The organism is Pseudoalteromonas sp. 3D05, assembly GCF_002723455.1.
GTDB lineage: Bacteria > Pseudomonadota > Gammaproteobacteria > Enterobacterales > Alteromonadaceae > Pseudoalteromonas.
In genome coordinates, this window is sequence record NZ_PDUS01000004.1 from 154,726 (window position 1) to 174,075 (window position 19,350).

At 40.5% G+C, this 19,350-nt stretch carries 12 protein-coding genes; 4 read left to right on the top strand and 8 right to left on the bottom strand.

Going from position 1 to position 19,350, the window contains the following annotated elements; all coding sequences use genetic code 11:
* Positions 1 to 120 precede the first annotated feature (120 nt).
* The 5 genes from CSC79_RS06250 to CSC79_RS06270 all read right to left on the bottom strand — a co-directional run bounded on the left by CSC79_RS06250 (position 121) and on the right by CSC79_RS06270 (position 5,050).
* Entirely contained in the window at positions 121 to 384 is a 264-nt protein-coding gene (locus CSC79_RS06250; RefSeq protein ID WP_143483819.1) for a hypothetical protein, read from the bottom strand.
* 64 nt (positions 385 to 448) lie between these two features.
* Positions 449 to 1,084, bottom strand: a complete 636-nt coding sequence (locus CSC79_RS06255) for a 3'-5' exonuclease (protein ID WP_099294977.1) — start codon at positions 1,082 to 1,084, stop codon at positions 449 to 451.
* Positions 1,085 to 1,108: 24 nt separating this feature from the next.
* Positions 1,109 to 2,947 carry a DUF294 nucleotidyltransferase-like domain-containing protein gene (locus CSC79_RS06260; protein WP_099295073.1) on the bottom strand — a complete coding sequence of 613 codons (1,839 nt, stop codon included), beginning with the start codon at positions 2,945 to 2,947 and terminating at the stop codon, positions 1,109 to 1,111.
* Between the two features lie 103 nt (positions 2,948 to 3,050).
* Complete coding sequence (locus CSC79_RS06265) at positions 3,051 to 4,775, bottom strand: sodium:solute symporter family protein (protein ID WP_099294978.1); 1,725 nt, start codon at positions 4,773 to 4,775, stop codon at positions 3,051 to 3,053.
* An 11-nt stretch (positions 4,776 to 4,786) separates the two neighbouring features.
* The gene (locus CSC79_RS06270) at positions 4,787 to 5,050 is read right to left on the bottom strand and encodes a DUF4212 domain-containing protein (protein ID WP_004586074.1); all 264 of its coding nucleotides are present in this window, start codon (positions 5,048 to 5,050) and stop codon (positions 4,787 to 4,789) included.
* A gap of 384 nt (positions 5,051 to 5,434) precedes the next feature.
* On the opposite strand from CSC79_RS06270, the gene CSC79_RS06275 reads away from it, so the two are divergent.
* Positions 5,435 to 8,875 (top strand): PAS-domain containing protein, encoded by a 3,441-nt coding sequence (locus CSC79_RS06275; RefSeq protein WP_099294979.1) that lies wholly within the window; start codon positions 5,435 to 5,437, stop codon positions 8,873 to 8,875.
* Between the two features lie 91 nt (positions 8,876 to 8,966).
* Here the strand turns inward: CSC79_RS06275 and CSC79_RS06280 are convergent, their stop codons facing one another.
* Positions 8,967 to 11,621: a DUF2339 domain-containing protein gene (locus CSC79_RS06280; protein WP_099294980.1), complete on the bottom strand. Its 2,655-nt coding sequence runs from the start codon at positions 11,619 to 11,621 to the stop codon at positions 8,967 to 8,969.
* 371 nt (positions 11,622 to 11,992) lie between these two features.
* On the opposite strand from CSC79_RS06280, the gene purU reads away from it, so the two are divergent.
* The gene (gene purU / locus CSC79_RS06285; RefSeq protein ID WP_099294981.1) at positions 11,993 to 12,823 is read left to right on the top strand and encodes a formyltetrahydrofolate deformylase; all 831 of its coding nucleotides are present in this window, start codon (positions 11,993 to 11,995) and stop codon (positions 12,821 to 12,823) included.
* A 46-nt stretch (positions 12,824 to 12,869) separates the two neighbouring features.
* Here purU and CSC79_RS06290 read toward each other — a convergent pair whose 3' ends face one another.
* Positions 12,870 to 13,523, bottom strand: a complete 654-nt coding sequence (locus tag CSC79_RS06290; protein WP_099294982.1) for a response regulator transcription factor — start codon at positions 13,521 to 13,523, stop codon at positions 12,870 to 12,872.
* A 93-nt stretch (positions 13,524 to 13,616) separates the two neighbouring features.
* Complete coding sequence (gene acs / locus CSC79_RS06295; protein ID WP_099294983.1) at positions 13,617 to 15,557, bottom strand: acetate--CoA ligase; 1,941 nt, start codon at positions 15,555 to 15,557, stop codon at positions 13,617 to 13,619.
* Between the two features lie 290 nt (positions 15,558 to 15,847).
* On the opposite strand from acs, the gene CSC79_RS06300 reads away from it, so the two are divergent.
* On the top strand, positions 15,848 to 17,017 hold the full coding sequence (locus tag CSC79_RS06300) for a DcaP family trimeric outer membrane transporter (RefSeq protein WP_099294984.1): 1,170 nt from the start codon (positions 15,848 to 15,850) through the stop codon (positions 17,015 to 17,017).
* Positions 17,018 to 17,163: 146 nt separating this feature from the next.
* The gene (locus CSC79_RS06305) at positions 17,164 to 19,293 is read left to right on the top strand and encodes a TonB-dependent siderophore receptor (protein WP_099294985.1); all 2,130 of its coding nucleotides are present in this window, start codon (positions 17,164 to 17,166) and stop codon (positions 19,291 to 19,293) included.
* The last annotated feature ends 57 nt before the right edge of the window (positions 19,294 to 19,350 follow it).

Genomic DNA, 19,350 nt, shown 5'->3' on the forward strand with positions numbered 1-19,350 from the left:
CCCTCCTTCTTGATGGCCCAGATTTTGGTAATCGACCTTGCAATTGAATATAAGAGGCAAAGTTAAATAAATGTTTAATCCTTCCTTTTAACGAAACTAATTTCGCTAACTAGGGCGTACCTATATTCTAAAAATCTTTCTAATTAAACTGGCCGTTAGTAGTGATACAACCATAATCACAATGCAATAGGTAACAAGCATCGTTGAAGAGGTCGCAAGCTCGATTAATTGGTTATTCTCCCCAGTACACAAGTTAGTTTCATAGTTAAACGTACCACTATTGTCTAAACAACTGTCAGCGAGTAAGAACCCGTGTAGCCACCACACAACAACTAAACTGGCTGACACGCCAACTAATGAAGGCAGTAAAGTATTTTTCATCATAAAACCAATTGAATTACTAAATTTCAGTATGTTAGGTTATCAAATAACATTCGATTTAACTGCTTTAAAGTGCAACTTTTACTATATCAGCCAGCTTTAGTTCATTTGCACAACTAATATGATGACACTGTGCCAATAACAATTCAGCTGTAGCAGTCGCATCCGTTAATGCGTGATGGTTAGCGTAATAAGGTAGCCCATAGCGTGCTCTGCATGCTGAAAGCGTTAAGTCATCTAATGCTATTTCTTGCCCCTGTTGTAGTAGGCGCTTTTTTTCAATTTGGAAGGTATCAACAATTAATTTCGGTTTAGCACTAATACCATGTGCTTTGAAAGCACACTTTAAAAAACTCCAATCTAAAGTTGCATTATGAAACACTAAAATGGCGTCATCAAAGTGCCTACTGAGCTTGTTTAAAATGTCACTCAAGCTTTGCCCCTGAGCGACCTCTTGTTGGGCAATTCCATGAAAAATCGGGCTTTGCTCAAGTTGTTTAACTTCTTTATTAATGTAGTGCTCTGCTTTACTTAACTTTATACACTGCTGATCCACCAGCACCCATGCTACAGAGACGATTTCATGCTGCTTTGCGTCTAGCCCTGTTAGCTCTAAGTCAATGACAAGATAACGCTGACTGAACACACTTTTAGCGAGCAACCTTTGTCGTGATATGTATTCGCTTAACCACCGTTTAACCACGTTTAGCACCTAAGTTATGAACCATTACAAACTGCCTCGCGCAAATTTAAAGGCTGCGGCTTGTTGAGCTTGTTTGATTAAATAAAATGCCTCTTTTAGTTGATGGCGTTCTAGTGAATTTAACTTATCAGGGTTAATGCAATTACTGGGTAAACCCTCTTCGTTAATCTGTGTTCTTAACCGTAACTGAGTTAAAAATCGCCAACAATCCTTTAAGTTATATACATCTTGATTATTAAGCTGAGGGTACTTCAATAACGCATCGAGGCGCTCTTGTGTATTTGCCCGGCGAACACCAGCTTTAAGCGCATACAAACGTACAATGTCATTGATGATGACTACACCCCGTTTTTTTAAATCTATGTACTTATGCTGTTTGGCATCTTTTTCTAACTTAAACTGATTAAACAAACCTATAGGCACTGGCGTCGATTTAATATCGCTGGCCATGGCCGCATAAAATAACTCGTCACGCGAAATGCGCGTAAGCTGTTCACAAAAACTGGTATAAAGTGAGTTTGAACCTTCAATAAATCGTAAATCAAAAAATATTTTACAGTTAAGCATTGCCTCTGGCGTTGGGCTTTTTATCCACTTAAAAAAACGTTCACACCAATCTGAAATACTCATTCTACACAGCTCACTGCTGGCCATTATATTACCTGGACAACGTCGGATACCGCATTCAACGAGCTGCTCACAAACAAACTCACCCATACGACGGAAATAATCTTGATGAGCTTCACTTAAATCATCAGGTAATAGTAATCCATTGTCTTGATCTGAATGCAGTGTTTGCTCCTCACGCGCTTGCGAGCCAAAACAGATAAAACTAAAACTAGTGGGAGCTGCACCATTGTCTTCTTGAAATAGATGAATTAATCGTGATGTTAATGCGTCAGTTAAGCCGCTAAGTAGCTTACCTATCAATGATATATCATCGATGTTGTGTGAAAAACCACGCAATAATTCAGGTATTTCAGCAGCATAGCGCTTTAGATCAACAATGCTATGCGCTTTATAAATACGGCCAATTAATTGTACAGGGTCACTTTTTTGTTGTCTGAGCAAATCTGTACTGGTGATCATACCTAATGCTTTGTGGTGTTCATCGAGTACCGGTAAGTGATGAATATTATGTTTAAGCATTAAATGCAGCGCTGAAAAAACCCGATTATTCTCAAAGATGTATTTAGGTTTTTTACTCATTATTGAGTTGATCGCCTCTTTAGGATCAACCTCGTCTGCAAGTACACGATTACGTAAATCACGATCTGTTACCACCCCCACTAATCTCTCAAACTCAGTGATCATGATTGAGGAAACGCCATATTTTTTCATTTTCTTTGCCGTTTGGCGAATACTGGCATCAGGGGCTAAAGTAACCGCTTTACGAGACATTAATTCAGAGATCTTACGCTCCGACCAACTTTCGTTCTGACTTTTATAATGTGATGAAAGTAATCGATTAGCATGTGCCCGCACAAAGTATTGCTCGAACGGTTTATATTCGCGGCGCAAAAAATCAAAGGCATCTTGATTGAGCATATACACAATGCCCTCTTTTTGCGTTTCTAAACGATTTTGTATTGCCTCTCCGGTTAATAAAGATGGGAATCCAAAATAATCTCCCTGCGCTAAACGCGTGATAACGTCACCTTTAGCATCCACTAAATCATATAAACCTGAGCGAATCAGAAACAATTTCGGTGATGCTGACTGCAACCACTGAGTCTGATTTTCACGGGTTAAATAAATACTATCTAAGTGAGCGGCAAAATAATCAGTGGCACTGCTATCAATCTGACTAAACGGTGTTTGGGCTATAACAAATTGGGCGACTTCCTGCTGCTCATTATTCATAACTGTACTCACATAAATAAGTGTATAAATACTGTACTGCTATCTGTTAAAAATAAAAAGCCCGACAAAAGTCGGGCTTTGAAATATATTACTAACATATTATTTAGTGAGCGTGGGCTTCACTAGACCCTTTAGGGTTACGTATCCCTTCAACCATTTCTTGGATTTCAACAGGTGTTTCACCGGTTAGTTTCATTACAATTGCAGCAACACCAAAGTTAACAATCATACCAATCAAACCAATACCTTCAGGTGAAATACCTAAGAACCAATGTTCAGGACTATTTAGTTCAGGGCTAACAAATTTAAAGAAGATAATGTAAGCAGCAGTAAAGGTTATACCTGTTACCATGCCGGCAATTGCTCCCTCTTTATTCATCGATTTTGAGAAAATACCCATAATGATCGCCGGGAAGAAACTCGCAGCCGCTAAACCGAATGCAAATGCCACCACCGACGCCACAAAGCCGGGCGGGTTTATACCAAAGTATGCCGAGATAACAATCGCTACCATCGCAGCTAACCTCGCTGCCAATAACTCTTGTTTATCACTGATGTCTGGTTTTAGAGTTCGTTTGAGTAAATCATGCGACACAGAGGTCGAGATAACCAATAATAAACCCGCGGTTGTTGAAAGCGCTGCGGCTATACCACCCGCTGCAACTAATGCGATAACCCACGCTGGTAAGTTAGCAATCTCTGGGTTTGCCAACACCATAATATCGCGGTCAACTTTGACTTCATTAGCGCTATTTGGATCATCAATTTTGCCTGCGGTATAGAACATTTTGCCATCACCATTTTTATCATTAAAGGTAATAAGTCCTGTTCTTTCCCAATTTTTAATCCAAGCAGGTGCTTGTGCGTACTCGGTACCACTGCCATCTTTACCATTAATGGTATCAATCATGTTTACGCGAGCAAATGACGCAACTGCAGGTGCAGTGGTGTAAACAATCGCAATGAATACTAATGTCCACGCTGCAGAAATACGTGTATCTTTAACACGAGGAACCGTGAAGAAACGTACAATAACGTGTGGTAAACCCGCTGTACCCACCATCAAGGCACCAGTGATTGCAAATACATCAATCATACTCTTAGAGCCTTCGGTGTATTGGGCAAAACCAAGCTCAGAACTCAAGCCATCTAATTTATCCAACACATACATGCCAGAGCCATCACTTAACGTAGCACCAAAGCCAGTTTGTGGGAAAAAGTGACCTGTCATCATCATTGAGATGAAAATTGCTGGCACTAAATAAGCGAATACAAGTACGCAGTATTGTGCTACCTGAGTGTATGTAATACCTTTCATGCCACCTAAAACAGCATAGAAAAATACGATAACCATACCAATGTATACACCCGTTTCAATTTCAACTTCTAAGAAACGAGAGAATACAACGCCTACGCCACGCATTTGCCCTGCAATATAAGTAAAGCAAATGAAAATAGCACAAAATATTGCCACCAAACGCGCTGTGCGAGAGTAGTAACGGTCGCCAATAAAGTCAGGTACTGTAAATTTACCAAATTTACGTAGATAAGGTGCAAGGCACATAGCAAGCAGTACATAACCACCCGTCCAGCCCATTAGGTATACGCCACCGTCATAACCTGCGAACGAGATAATTCCGGCCATTGAGATAAATGACGCCGCACTCATCCAGTCAGCAGCGGTTGCCATACCATTTGCAAGCGGCGGTACACCACCACCAGCGACATAAAACTCATTTGTTGAGCCAGCTCGGGCCCAAATTGCAATGCCGATATAAAGCGCGAAGCTTAAACCAACAATTAAAAACGTGAGTGTTTGAACATCCATTACTTAAGCTCCTATTCGTCTACGCCGTATTTTTTATCCAACGTATTCATTTTGAAAACGTAAACAAAAATCAAAGCCACAAAGGTATAAATAGCGCCTTGCTGGGAGAACCAGAAGCCGAGTTTAAACCCAAAAAAACGTACTTCATTAAGTACATCTACCAGTAAAATGCCAAAACCAAACGACACAACAAACCACACTGCTAATAATTTAAATAGCAGCGAAATGTTTTCCGCCCAGTAAGCTTTTGCTTGTTCTTCATCTTTAAAAGCCATTTTTATTTCCTCTTCAACATCGTTAAAAGTGATGTGTTTTTTATTTTCGTTATTAAACTTAGCAATGCCTTAACAAGATTGATTTGAGACCATAGTCGTAACATCAAGTTAACGTTTACGTAAACTGTAAAACGCAACCTGTTAAATTTAAGTTAAAAATCTTTAATATCATAAACTTAATTATTTCCAGCTCCATAATGACTAAAAAAAATACGCTTTTATGCTGATCTTCGACATTAGTCTAATAAAAACACAAAATTAAAATAACTATATAATTATCAACACCTTGAAAATATTGTTAAATCACCATTCCAAATTGACGACGCAAATGACTGACAACTTCTGGTATGGTATGAACTAACATAATAAAAATCGTATTAAGTCATGACTGCCGCACTGATATTTGTTGCTTTAGCCTACATAGGCGTATTATTTTGGTTAGCTAACTGGGGAGACAAAACGACTCCACTATCAAAACGGATTAGCCACCACCCTTTTGTATACTCGTTTTCATTGGGGATTTATTGTACTTCGTGGACCTATTACGGCTCTGTTGGCACTGCAGCAACCAGCAGCTGGAGTTATTTACCTATTCTATTGGGGCCCGCATTATTATTTATATTTGGCCAAGGCTTTTTAAGAAAGCTGGTGCTAGTCAGTAAAAAACAAAACATCACCACCATTGCTGATTTTATCTCCGCACGCTACGGCAAACGCCAAACTACCGCGATCATGGTCACAGTTATAGCCTTACTCGCAACCATTCCTTACATCGCATTACAGTTAAAAGCCCTCAGTAGTAGCTTTTTGCTGCTTCAAAGCGACAACAAGATATCAGGCTCTATGGTCGCTTTGTCCGCAACACTTGTTATGACCATGTTCGCCATATTTTTTGGCACTCGAAAAGTCGATGTCACTGAATACCGATCAGGCCTTATGCTAGCAGTTGCCTTTGAATCGTTAATAAAATTACTCGCACTAGTCGCTGTGGCTGGTTTGGCGGTATACACCTTATTGAATTTACCCGAAGAGCGTGAAGTATTAATCAGTGAATCGCTTTGGTCACATTGGAATAGTTTTAATTTTTTTGGCTTTAATTTTATTGGTCAATCATTAATGGCTGCGGCAGCCATTATATGTTTACCAAGACAATTTCATGTCACCGTGGTCGATAATCAAGATAAACGGCACTTATTCACAGCGCGTTGGGCATTCCCACTTTATTTACTACTGACCGCAGCAATGATTTTACCGATAGCAACTGCGGCCATTCACCCTAACATTGGTAACGGATTTTCACCTGACAGCTTTGTACTCGCGCTGCCTTTAATGCATGAAAACATCCCCCTTACTACATTCGTGTTTATTGGTGGTATTTCCGCAGCCACTGCGATGATCGTCGTAGCAACTCTGACCCTCAGCACGATGATCTCAAACGATGTAGTACTACCGTTAATGTTGCGTCGTAAATTTAAACGCAACCTGATCACCAGCAGTTATAAATCGCAGATTTTACTAGTTAGACGCTTTACTATTGCTGGTATTTTAATTCTGTCATATTTTTATCAGCAATGGTTTGGCCATGGAAAAGCACTCGCGAGCATGGGGTTAGTTGCCTTCTCACTTGTTACGCAATTGCTGCCTGCGATTGTCGGGGGATTATATTGGCGAAAAGGTCATGCTTATGGTGTGTACGCAGGTCTTTTAGCGGGCTTTAGTTGTTGGGTGTTATTTTTAATGCTGCCAATTTTAGATGCCGGAAACACCCTTGACACAGAGCTTCAGCAAACGTTAATCACGCGTGGAACACTGATTGCTTTGTTTGCAAATATAGGCTGTTACATTAGCTTTTCATTAGGTGCAGATGAGCGTTTAATTGACAAAATTCAAGCAGCTGCATTTGTTAACCCAAAAGAGCAAGCTGTCCTTGCTAGGCGCTTAAATAAAAACGTTCAAGCCACTGTTTATGATTTTAAAGTGCTGCTACAAACTTTTTTAGGTGTACAACGCAGTCAGCAAGTAATGGCTCAATTCTCGCTCACAAATCCACTTGGCGATAACAACGCTCACCCTTCCCCTGAATTCATTGCATATTGTGAACGTGCCCTCACAGGTGTGTTAGGAGCGTCTTCAGCTCAAGCGCTTGTTCATACTGTTGCTTCAGGTAAACGAATGGCGTTTGAAGAAGTGGTTAACTTTTTTGATGAAACCACACAAGCACTGCAGTTTAATCAAAACTTATTATTTACTTCATTAGAAAACTTGAGCCATGGTATTTCTGTGGTTGATAAAGACCTCAACCTCGTTGCGTGGAATAAACGATACGCTGAAATGTTTGATTACCCAGCCGACTTTTTAGAGGTTGGTCAACCAATTGAAGACATTATTCGTTACAATGCAGAGCGCGGAGAGTGTGGCCCAGGTGAAATAGATCGACAAGTAGAAAAGCGCGTACAGCATTTAAAAAATGGCACTTCACATCACTTCATCCGTCATCGCCGCAATGGCCAAGTATACGAAATGACAGGCAACCCACTGCCAGATGGTGGGTTTGTTACCAGTTTTTCAGACATCACCACGCACATTGCCACTCAAAATGCGCTTGAAGAAGTAAATATGGACCTTGAAAACCGCATTGAGGCCCGTACGCAAGAGATACGTACTATTAATAAAGATCTCGAAGCACAAATCGACAGCCGCGTTCAAACAGAGCAAGCACTCACTTTAGCCAAGAGAGAGGCAGAACAAGCAAATGATAGTAAGACACGCTTTTTGGCTTTAGCCAGCCATGACATTTTACAGCCACTCAATGCCGCGCGGTTATACTTAGCAGCCATTGATGAAAAATCGTTAGCTGACAATAATATCAATAACTTTGAAAAGCTGGGTGCGAGTCTCGATTCAACCGTGCACCTTATGTCAGCCCTTCTTGAAATTGCGAAGCTGGAACAAGGTGCGATGACACCTTCACCACGCCATTTTAATATTGACGATATATTAGCGCCGCTGCGTAATGAATACGCTATTTTATCCAGTGAAAAAGGCCTTAAATTACATGTTCGCTCGCAGGGTCAAATTGTTCATAGCGACATTACTTACTTGCGCCGCATAATTCAAAATCTAGTATCTAATGCTGTTAAATACACTGAAAGCGGCAAAGTACTCGTTGCATGCCGTAAACGTAAACACCACCTACGTATTGAGGTTTGGGATACAGGCCCCGGAATTAGTGATAGTGAACAAGCAAAAATCTTCAACGATTTTTACCGCATTGAAGCCGGCGATAACAAAGGTGTCGGACTCGGTTTAGGTGTTGTAAAACGCATGGTAGATTTACTAAGCTTGCGATTAGAAGTGCACTCAACGGTCAAAAAAGGCAGTCGCTTTAGTATTGAAGTTCCTTATGGCGACAATCAATTTGTACAGCAAAAAAAGGCGACTAACAGCTTGTTTGAAAATCGCGCCGCAATGAATGTTATTGCTGTAGATGATGACCCTGAGAATCTCAATGCCATGGCGAGTTTATTACAAAAATGGCAAGCAAATTATCAGCTCTTTGACCATGTTGAAACGGTGATGGAATACGCTAAGCTCCACAGTGCACCTGACGTCATTCTAATGGATTATCAACTTGGCCATGAATGTGATGGCATAACGCTTATTAAAACCTTGCGTGAAATTTGGCAAAGCCCTGTACCCGCTATTTTGATTACCGCTGTGCGTGATGATGAACTAAAGCAAGCGACTAAAGCCGCTGATATTCATTACTTATCCAAACCGATAAAGCCAGGGAAATTAAAAGCACTGCTTAATCACAGTACGTGATGTGCTAGGTACTAGGCAATAAATTAAACAGACTCGTGCTAAACAACATAAGTACACCTAGCAATTTTGCTAGGTGTACTGTTTATTAAAATCAGCTAACTTGCGCTTTACTCCTAAGCTTTTGAAAAAGCCAGCTCAAGCCCACCAGCGATAAGCCTAAGCCAATAAATGATATGGCTTTGAGTAAACCCGTGAGGCTTGCCATATCAATTAAAAACACTTTAACTATTACTGCACCAAGAATACCAAGCCCAATTTTTTGTAACAGCAGTTGTTGCTTTAAATGCCCTGAAATGACCACCAGCGCGCCGAGCAATAACCAAATAATCGAATAGCTATATAATTCAGCATCACTGGTTGTTTTACCTAAGTAGATATAGGCACCTTGCCAATACTGGCGAATAAGTGCGGTAATTGCTAATGCAGCTAAAACGCCCGCTACTGCCAATGTTATTTTACTAAGTTGGGTATTAATCGATTTAACTAATTTAGCCAACCACAGCGCTAAGGCACTTGGAATTAACCACATCAATATTACCCAGTTAAACACAGGAGTTTCACCTACATACAAGGATGTTAGTAATGGATTTTCGTTAAGTGTAGTGTTTAACAGCAGTAGTCCAGCTAAAGCCGATAATATTAAACCTGCTATTGTGTATAGCTTACCCAACTGCCCTGCACTTTGCGCGCGATATAAATAAACACAACCTAATGTTAGCCAATTACAACTAAGTAATACTTGCTCATAAAAACTTAAAGAGCCAAGTTGTGGATAATGCCCAACTAATTGATAGCTTGTTTCAGTGGTGATAAATAAAGCTAAACAATGCAGTGCAGCCCCTTCGAGCCAAATTTTCATATCGGTTTTTTGCCATAGCTTTGCAGCAAACCAAAATAGCCCAACAGCAATGGGGTAAACCACTATGCTCCAATGCATTGAAAGAAGCGTTAAATCTGTATAACTCTCCATCCAGGGTGCAAACGTTAAACGAGCTAAAACGCCAGCCACTAAGGCTTTAATAGGCCAATGTGGCATAGGTACGTTTTTGCGCTTTACTAAGTAGCTGATCACCAATACCTGAATAGCCAACGCAAGCGTGAGGCCACTATCAGCCAATAACATGGTTAAACACAAGGTGACATTAGCATTAGCACCAACCCAATAACTAAACTGCTGCCATTGGGTATGGGCATTTTGCGCACATTTGATCAAAACGCCACTGCCAAGCAATAATAATACTGTCCATAGTGAATACGCTACCGCTAAGTCTTGCTCTGAGGTTAAAGTGTAAAGTGTTGCTATTAATACAAACAGACTAAAGGCAGCCACTAAATGAAAGCTTAAGCGTTTATAATAACGCGCACCAAAAAACAGCCCGTACACACAAAAACCTATACCGAGTAATAAACCAAGCCCATAGATATTTTTAAATATAAATAAATGGTCGTTACCACCAATAGTATAATTATGCTGAGTTACAACCAGTAAAACAGCAATTAGCAACGCTAAACCTTGCCATAGATCCCAACGGCTATTTTGCAGCACCAAAAATAGCAGCATGACGATTAGACACACCATCACAATTTGCCATTGTACACTCGCCATAGAGATGACGATTGTGAATAATAACGGCACCACAATCGCTAACAATAATGGGTGATCCGGCTGTAATTTTAATAAACGTTTTAAACTATGTGGGCGGTACTCCAGCAAACGCAAAGTAATACCTAAACGCATCATTGCAATCAGGCCAATAATAGATAACAGTGCAAAAACACCGACAATCCAATATTGATGTGCGTTAATCACACTTAATGCCACCCAATACCAGCCAATATGCCCTATCCAAAGTAGATACCACAACCATGGACGTTTTACCCTTTGCGCCACTAACACCGCAGCCAAAGTAACAAAGCCAATGTACATCAACAACGCCATTAAGTTACCGCTGCCAGTATTAACCCAAATTGGTACGCTATACGCCCCCACAATCCCTAATACCGCTAACAATGGCCCTAAGCGCAGTGCCATTGAGCTTGCAGCCAGTGCAATAACTGCTAGCATCACAAAAGCAGTCGTGGGGCTTAGCATCGCATAACTTGAGTAAGCAAGCAGCGTTAATGCAAAACAACTAATAAACCCGCCTCCTGCTAAAGCAGCCGGGATATAGTTATTAAAGCCTTCAAAAACAATGCCTTTTCGATGAAGATATTCAGCACCTGCAATTAACGCTACACCAAATAAGCCACCAAAAGTGAGCCGTAAACTTGGCGATAATAAACCCGCATCTAAGCTATATTTTGCTAAAAATATCCCACCAAAGGCCAGCGCGATACCACCAATCCATGTCATCCAGTTTTGTTGAAACTCGACTTTAAACTTTTTGATAAAAGCATCGACACGGGAAGAAGAGCGTTTTTTAGCGAGTGAATAGGCAGCACTAGTTTGGTTTGCAAGAGTAGGATTTGAGGCAACTACATTAATAGGGTTAGCTTGCTCAACACGAGGTGAATCTGAGTGATTTTCTTCATTATTACTGACATCTTTTTGGTGTTCAGTAAAATCTCTTACAACGTATTGTGACTCTTGAATTGAGGTTTTTTTGACTATCTCATTTAATTGTTTTTTTAAAGACGCAACATCATGCTGCAACGTGCTTACTTTGGTTAACGCAATTAATCCTGCTATTGCACCAGCAATTACCACTAATGCGAATAAGACGATTAGTACTAACACACCATCCATTCTTCAATCCCTGACTAAGTCTATGCCTTCCTTTATATCGTAAACTTTAATAATTATAAACAGATAAAAATAATAAACGATTTAAAGTAGTTATTTCACTCTAGCAAAAAAATCCCTAAAAGCCGGCGATTATGTACTCCTTATTAATTTATATAAGCAATTAACTTAAATAAGTATTATGCTTTCCAGCATCCGCTCTCAATGCAATATCTGACATGCTGAATAACGACATTTTTATATAAAAACACATTATCGGCTTGTGCATCTCCACAACACACATGAGTAATCGTCAATTACTCAATAAAGCTCTTGCATTGCAGGCTAATTAACAAATAATGGGGCTGATTATCACGGGATTGGAATGAGGACTAATGAACATGATACTAACAACGCAATGTGCCGATGATGTAGGTTTAATAGCTAAAATCACCGGGCTGTGCCACGAACATAATTTAAATATTACCCGCAATAATGAATTTGTAGACAAAGACGCTCATCGCTTTTTTATGCGTACAGAGTTGACCGGACAGCCTAGCGAAGACTTTATTGAGCAACTTGAATCTATTTTACCTAATGGGGCAAAGGTTACTTTACACAACGATGAAAAAACAAAAGTGGTGTTACTTGCCACCAAAGAGGCACATTGCCTTGGGGGCGTGTTACTCAAGCAATTTGAGCAAGCATTAAATATTGAGGTGCTTGCTGTAATAGCTAATTACGCTGATTTAGCACCGCTGGCAAAAGGTTTCAATGTGCCGTTTCATGTTGTCAGCCATGAAGGTTTAAGCCGTTTAGAGCATGATCAACAAGTGGGCGACTTAATTGCTAGTTACAAACCAGATATTATTGGCCTGGCTAAATACATGCGAATTTTAAGCCCTGAATTTGTTGGCCGCTTTGACGGTAAAATTATTAATATTCATCATTCCTTTTTACCAGCATTTATTGGCGCCAAACCCTATCACCAAGCATTTGAACGAGGGGTAAAGATCATTGGTGCAACAGCGCACTTTGTTAATAATGAACTCGATGAAGGTCCTATTATTATGCAAGACGTAACACATGTAAATCATGCAAATACCGCAGAAATAATGGCGAAAATGGGTAAAGATGTAGAAAAAACAGTTTTCTGCAAAGCACTCCAATTAGCGTCTGAGCATAAGCTGTTTATAAATGGTAATAAAACGGTGGTGTTTAGCTAAATTAATAAGCTAAATGAAGAGGCTATTTGCCTCTTTATTATTTAAGTTAAGATGCCGACTCAATAGGTTCTAGTTGTAATTTTGCTGCAATAAGTACAGCTTGAGTACGATTGTAAACGCCTAACTTTCTAAAAATTGCAGTAATGTGAGCTTTTACGGTTGCTTCAGAAATATGTAACTCATAAGCAATTTGCTTATTAAGTAATCCTTCGTGGAGATATTGTAAAACTTTATATTGCTGCGGGGTAAGCGATGCTACTTGTGCCGCAATTTCTTTATCTTCACCTTCGATTGTTGCCACTTTATCTTTGAGGTCAAGTGGTAACCATATATCACCATCAAGAATTTGATTGATTGCGCCAGCAATGTCTTCTGACGACGATGACTTAGGTATAAAGCCCATTGCACCATAGCTCATTACCTTTGATACGATATTAATATCTTCGCTCCCCGACACCACAGCGATAGGTAAGCTTGGATAATCTTCTCGGATACGAATTAGGCCGTATAAGTCGCCATTACCTGGCATGTGTAGGTCTAGTAATAAGATATCTAAATCTTCTTGCTCGTTAAGCACTTGCAATGTTGTATCAAAGTCGTCAGATTCAAATACTTCTAAATCAGCAAACTTAGTACTTAATGCCCCTTTTAGTGCTTCACGAAATAACGGGTGGTCGTCCGCTATTAAAAACTGACTCATGGTTCACTCCTAATAAATTCGGCTGTCATCAATTAGATGACAGCCGATATACTACGTTTAGAATCAACTTCTAATCAAGTTTTTAACGCATATTTAACGATTTAATCTATTCTCGATAAGTTCATCAACTACACTCGGATCAGCAAGTGTCGAGGTATCACCAAGCTGTTGGTGCTCATTGGCAGCGATCTTGCGTAAAATACGACGCATAATCTTTCCTGAACGTGTTTTAGGTAAACCCGGTGACCATTGAATCATATCTGGCGAGGCTATTGGGCTAAGTTCTTTGCGCACCCAATTACGTACTTCTTTAGTCAGTTCATCACTTACAGTTACACCTTCATTTGGTGTAATGTAAACATAAATACCTTGGCCTTTAATGTCATGCGGGAAACCAACTACAGCGGCTTCTGCCACTGCTTCATGAGCAACCAATGCGCTTTCTATTTCAGCGGTACCTAATCGATGCCCTGATACATTAAGTACATCGTCTACACGACCCGTAATCCAATAATAGCCGTCTTCATCGCGGCGACAGCCATCACCTGTAAAATATACACCTGGATAAGCTGAGAAATAAGTTTGTTCAAAACGTTCATGGTCGCCATAAACTGTGCGAGCTTGTGAAGGCCAGCTATCCAAGATAACTAAATTACCGTCAACTGCGCCTTCTAATGTATTTCCTTCTGCATCAAATAATGCCGGTGCAATACCAAAGAAAGGACGCGTTGCTGAGCCCGGCTTCATGTCTGTTGCGCCAGGTAAAGGCGTGATCATAATGCCACCGGTTTCAGTTTGCCACCATGTATCCACTATAGGGCACTTTTCGTTACCAATTTGCTCGTAATACCATGTCCATGCTTCAGGATTTATCGGCTCACCGACTGAACCTAAAACACGTAGACTATCGCGTTTAGAGGTCGATGTAGGCTCATCACCTTTAGCCATCAGTGCGCGAATTGCTGTAGGTGCAGTATAAAGAATGGTAACGCTATGCTTGTCAACCACTTCACCCATTCGACCTGCAGTTGGATAAGTTGGCACGCCTTCAAATAAAACTTGTGTACAGCCATTAACGAGTGGGCCATAAGCAATGTAGCTGTGACCTGTGATCCAACCTACATCAGCGCTACACCAAAATACATCGTCTTCTTTTAGATCAAATACATATTCATGAGTCATTGACGAATAAACTAAATAGCCACCTGTGGTGTGTACTACACCTTTAGGTTGGCCTGTAGAGCCTGACGTATAAAGAATAAATAGCGGGTCTTCTGCATTCATTGGTTCTGGTGCACATTCAGCAGGTACATCTGCAACTAAATCATGCCACCACACATCGTGCTCATTCCAATCAACTTCACCTCCGGTTAGTTGATGTACAACAACATGTTCAATGGTTGTTACAGACTCTTGGGCAACGGCTTCATCTACATTTGCTTTAAGCGGCACTGTATTTCCAGCACGACGACCTTCATCAGAAGTGATCACTATTTTAGCGCCTGAATCTTTAATTCTGTCGGCAATAGCTGAAGGTGAAAAACCACCAAACACAACTGAGTGAATAGCGCCTAATCGAGCACATGCTTGCATTGCATAAACGGCTTGCGGTGACATCGGCATATAAATAGCTATCCGATCACCTTTTTTAACGCCTAATTTTTTAAGACCATTAGCAAACTTTGCCACTTCATCATGCAGTTTCTGATAGCTAATATGCTCGCAATGTTCTGGGTTGTCGCCTTCCCAAATTAATGCAGTTTTGTCCGCTTTTGTCGCAAGGTGGCGGTCAATACAGTTGTATGAAGCATTTAACTCACCATCTTCGTACCATTTAATACTGATGTGGCCTTTATCAAAAGAGGTATTTTTTACCTTAGTATAAGGAGTAGACCAATCAAGTCGTTTGCCGTGTTCTGACCAAAAACCTTCAGGATCATCAATAGATTGCTTGTAAAGTGTGTTATATTTATCGTTATCAACTAAGGCTGCATTCTTGATATTTGCAGGAACTGGATAGATACTTTGTGACATAGTCGTCTCCATTTTTAATTACTTGCCAAAGGCCTACTCCAAGGATTACCCAGCAGCGTCAATGAAAGTATTAGACCTTAGTTGTAATACTATTTTTATAATTTAGCCATCGCACTGTATATAACAGCTATGGCTTTGATATTCACCGTAATGAAGGTTAACTCCCCTGTTTTATCAAGTCTACCTGCGTGCCACCTTAGTCTAATAGACCAATAGGTAATTGAGTAAAAAGCGTACATCATCAAAAGTGACTTAAAAGTATAACAACTAAACCGAATAGGAAATAAATCATGGCAACAAAAACTATTTTACTTAAATCGCTCACTGCGGCTGCTGTTTTGAGTGCGCTTAGTACTGGCGCACACGCTGCAAAATTAGGCGACACAAATGTCAGCTACGGTGGCTATGTCAAACTTGATGCGATGTGGAGTGATTATTCAGACGGCGTACCTGCCGGTGGAAGTATTGGTCGTGATTTTTATGTACCTGGCACAACTCCCGTAGGCTCAGGTGTTGACAGTGATGCAGTATTTGATATGCATGCCCGTCAATCTCGCTTCTTTTTTGGTACTGGGACCAAGCTTGATAACGGCAAAGAAATAAAAACTAAAATTGAGATCGACTTTATCGCCTCAGCCCCAGGCGGCAATGAGCGAGTCAGTAACTCATATGCACCTCGTATTCGCCAAGCGTTTATCACCTACGACGGCTGGTTGTTTGGTCAAGCGTGGTCAAACTTTCAAAACGTGGGGGCTTTGCCTGAAACACTTGACTTTGTAGGCCCAGCTGAAGGCACAGTGTTTGTGCGCCAAGCTCAAGCGCGGTATACATCAGGTAATTTTTCATTCTCAATTGAAAACCCAGAAAGCACAATAACTGACGTGGGCGGCGCACGTGTTGCTACGGATGATGCCTCTCTACCCGACTTTACTGCACGCTACACAATGAACGCTGATTGGGGCCAATTTGTAGTAACAGGCCTTGCTCGCCAATTAACTTATAAACAAAATGGTATTGATGCTGATGAAACTTCGTTTGGTATTAGCGCATCAGGTAAAGTTAACATGGGTAAAAACAACCTTAAATTTATGCTAACCCAGGGGCAAGGGTTAGGCCGTTATGTTGGCTTAAACGCAGCACATGGCGCTGTTCTCGATGGTAACAACGACTTAGATGCCATTGATTCAACCTCTGGTTTTATTGCTTACCAACAACACTGGAACAGTCAGTGGCGCTCAACGTTCTTATATTCTTTTTTCTCGGCTGATAATAACAAAGATTTATTAGTTGTTTCTGGCAACCCAACAAAAGCAAGCCAAAGTTATAGCGCAAACTTACTTTATTCACCGATTAAAAAACTTACCTTCGGGGCTGAATTCAAACATGCTGAGCGTGAAGTAGAAAGTGGAAGCGACGGAGATATGAAGCGCTTACAGTTTTCTGTTAAGTACGCATTTTAAATTTACCAATTCTTTCCTAGTCCTATCCTAAAGCGACCTATGGTCGCTTTTATTTTGCTAAATAAAACAAAAACCAATAAATGCAATTGCAAACTATTATTATTTAGATTAAATTACGCATTAATTTGAACTTTATGGAATGTAATATGTCTGCTCCGCAATTTTTACGGTTATCGAAACTTGCTATTTTCACCTCTGTTGCCCTGGGTGGATTAGCCCAAGCCTCGACTCAAAATAATACTGATGATTCAGATAAATCTCTTGAAAAAATAGCGGTCTATGGGCAACACCATAAAAATTACATAACCGAAGATGCGCAATCTGCTACCAAGCTGGGCCTAACAATTAAAGAAACCCCGCAGTCAATTTCTGTTATTTCGCGGGCATTGATGGATGACTTTTCACTTGATGATATTAATGCTGTTTTAGAAACCACACCGGGTGTAACTGTTGAACAAATAGAAACAGATCGCACTTACTTTAAAGCCCGTGGTTTTGAAATTACTAACTTTCAAACCAATGGCATGGGTACGCCGCAAGAGAGCGGTGCAATTCAAGGTACCCTTGATACTTCTATTTTTGAAAGCGTAGAGGTTGTTCGTGGCGCTAACGGTTTAATGACAGGTGCAGGTAACCCCTCTGCCACTGTAAATATGGTACTAAAAAAGCCAACTTATCAAACAAAAGTAAGTGCCTCTGCATCGTACGGCTCATGGGATAACAAACGAGTAGAGCTGGATGCATCGACTGCACTTACTGATGACCACGCGGTACGTGTTGCTTTCACTAAACAAAAAACAGATTCATATTTAGACCGTTACGAGCAAGATAAAACTATTTATTATTTTGCCTACGAAGGTCAATTAACTGCTAGTACGGTGCTATCCGTTAACTATGTAAATCAACAAAAAGACGCCGACAGCCCTCTTTGGGGAGCTTTACCGCTTTACTATACTGATGGGTCTGCAACAAATTTTGACGCATCAACAAGCACGGCTTCTGATTGGTCATATTGGAATAACTCCACAGAACAAGTGTTTGTTGCTGTTGAGCAAAGCATTGCTAATACTTGGCTTTTAAAAGCAAGCTATGCGCATTTAGTCAATGAGCAGGACTCTGAATTGTTTTACGTTTATGGTACACCCGACAGAGAAACAGGCCTTGGCTTAACAGGTTATGCGAGTGAGTATGATCATAAAGATAAACACGATATTTTTGATTTATACGCCGCTGGTAAATTTAACCTATTTGGCATGGAGCACGATTTATCGTTTGGTGTAAACCAAGCAGATATGGATAACTATGACAAATCGCTTTACGACAACACAACTGGTAATGGCTTTCCTGCAATGCCAGAGCTTAGTGGTTGGGATGGTATTGCACCAGTGCCTACATTAAAGGATGGTTTAACTGGCGCTGATGTCACTAACAGACAACGCTCAGCCTATGTATCGACACGTATTCGTGCTAATGATTCATTGAGTTTATTAGCAGGTGTTAGCCAAGTGAACTGGCAGTCTGAAGGTGAATCATATGGTACAACTAAAGATAAAGACAGCGACAAAACCATTCCATATATTGGAACTGTCTATGATATTAACGAAAACTTCTCAGCTTACGCAAGCTATACAGAAACGTTTGTGCCACAAACTGAACGAGACACCACTGGCGATTACTTAGATCCAATCACAGGTGAAAGCCGTGAAATTGGTTTAAAAGCCCAGCTTTTAGATAACGATTTGTTTGTTACACTCGCTTATTTTGACGCGAAGCAAGTTGGCCTAGCAGTTGCGATCCCAGGTTCAGCACCAGACGATACCCGCTATTATGGCGCAGAAGGCATAAACAGTGACGGCTTTGAAGTTGAGTTAAGCGGTAAAGTTAGCGACACACTGAGTACTAGCTTCAGCTTTAGTAATATTAATATTGAGGGTGATGAGTTAGTTAAAAATTACACCCCAGAAACGCAATATAAACTTGCTGTTGCTTACAAGGTTCCTGAAGTTGATGGTTTAACCGCGGGTCTTAATTATCGCTGGCAAGATGATACCAAGCGTATTCAACCAGCAACTGCGCTTGGAGTAACACCCGTTACCAAGCAAGATGCATTTGGTATATTAAACCTGATGGCAACTTATGATATTACTGATAATGTTGGTGTTTCATTTAACCTGAATAATGTAACTAACGAGAAATACATTCACAGCCTGTATTGGGCACAGGGTTATTACGGTGCACCACGCAACTACTCAATCTCAGTTAATTGGCAGCTATAAGCTAAATTGCTAAAGTAAAAAACAAAAAGCCGCTAAACAATTAAGTTTAGCGGCTTT

What these genes read in the sequence shown, in the direction of transcription:
- CSC79_RS06280 (WP_099294980.1), bottom strand. Translation starts at nt 11,621, where the DNA reads ATGGATGGTGTGTTAGTACTAATCGTCTTATTCGCATTAGTGGTAATT.
- acs (WP_099294983.1), bottom strand. Translation starts at nt 15,557, where the DNA reads ATGTCACAAAGTATCTATCCAGTTCCTGCAAATATCAAGAATGCAGCC.
- CSC79_RS06250 (WP_143483819.1), bottom strand. Translation starts at nt 384, where the DNA reads ATGATGAAAAATACTTTACTGCCTTCATTAGTTGGCGTGTCAGCCAGT.
- CSC79_RS06290 (WP_099294982.1), bottom strand. Translation starts at nt 13,523, where the DNA reads ATGAGTCAGTTTTTAATAGCGGACGACCACCCGTTATTTCGTGAAGCA.
- CSC79_RS06300 (WP_099294984.1), top strand. Translation starts at nt 15,848, where the DNA reads ATGGCAACAAAAACTATTTTACTTAAATCGCTCACTGCGGCTGCTGTT.
- CSC79_RS06265 (WP_099294978.1), bottom strand. Translation starts at nt 4,775, where the DNA reads ATGGATGTTCAAACACTCACGTTTTTAATTGTTGGTTTAAGCTTCGCG.
- CSC79_RS06275 (WP_099294979.1), top strand. Translation starts at nt 5,435, where the DNA reads ATGACTGCCGCACTGATATTTGTTGCTTTAGCCTACATAGGCGTATTA.
- CSC79_RS06260 (WP_099295073.1), bottom strand. Translation starts at nt 2,947, where the DNA reads ATGAATAATGAGCAGCAGGAAGTCGCCCAATTTGTTATAGCCCAAACA.
- purU (WP_099294981.1), top strand. Translation starts at nt 11,993, where the DNA reads ATGAACATGATACTAACAACGCAATGTGCCGATGATGTAGGTTTAATA.
- CSC79_RS06270 (WP_004586074.1), bottom strand. Translation starts at nt 5,050, where the DNA reads ATGGCTTTTAAAGATGAAGAACAAGCAAAAGCTTACTGGGCGGAAAAC.
- CSC79_RS06305 (WP_099294985.1), top strand. Translation starts at nt 17,164, where the DNA reads ATGTCTGCTCCGCAATTTTTACGGTTATCGAAACTTGCTATTTTCACC.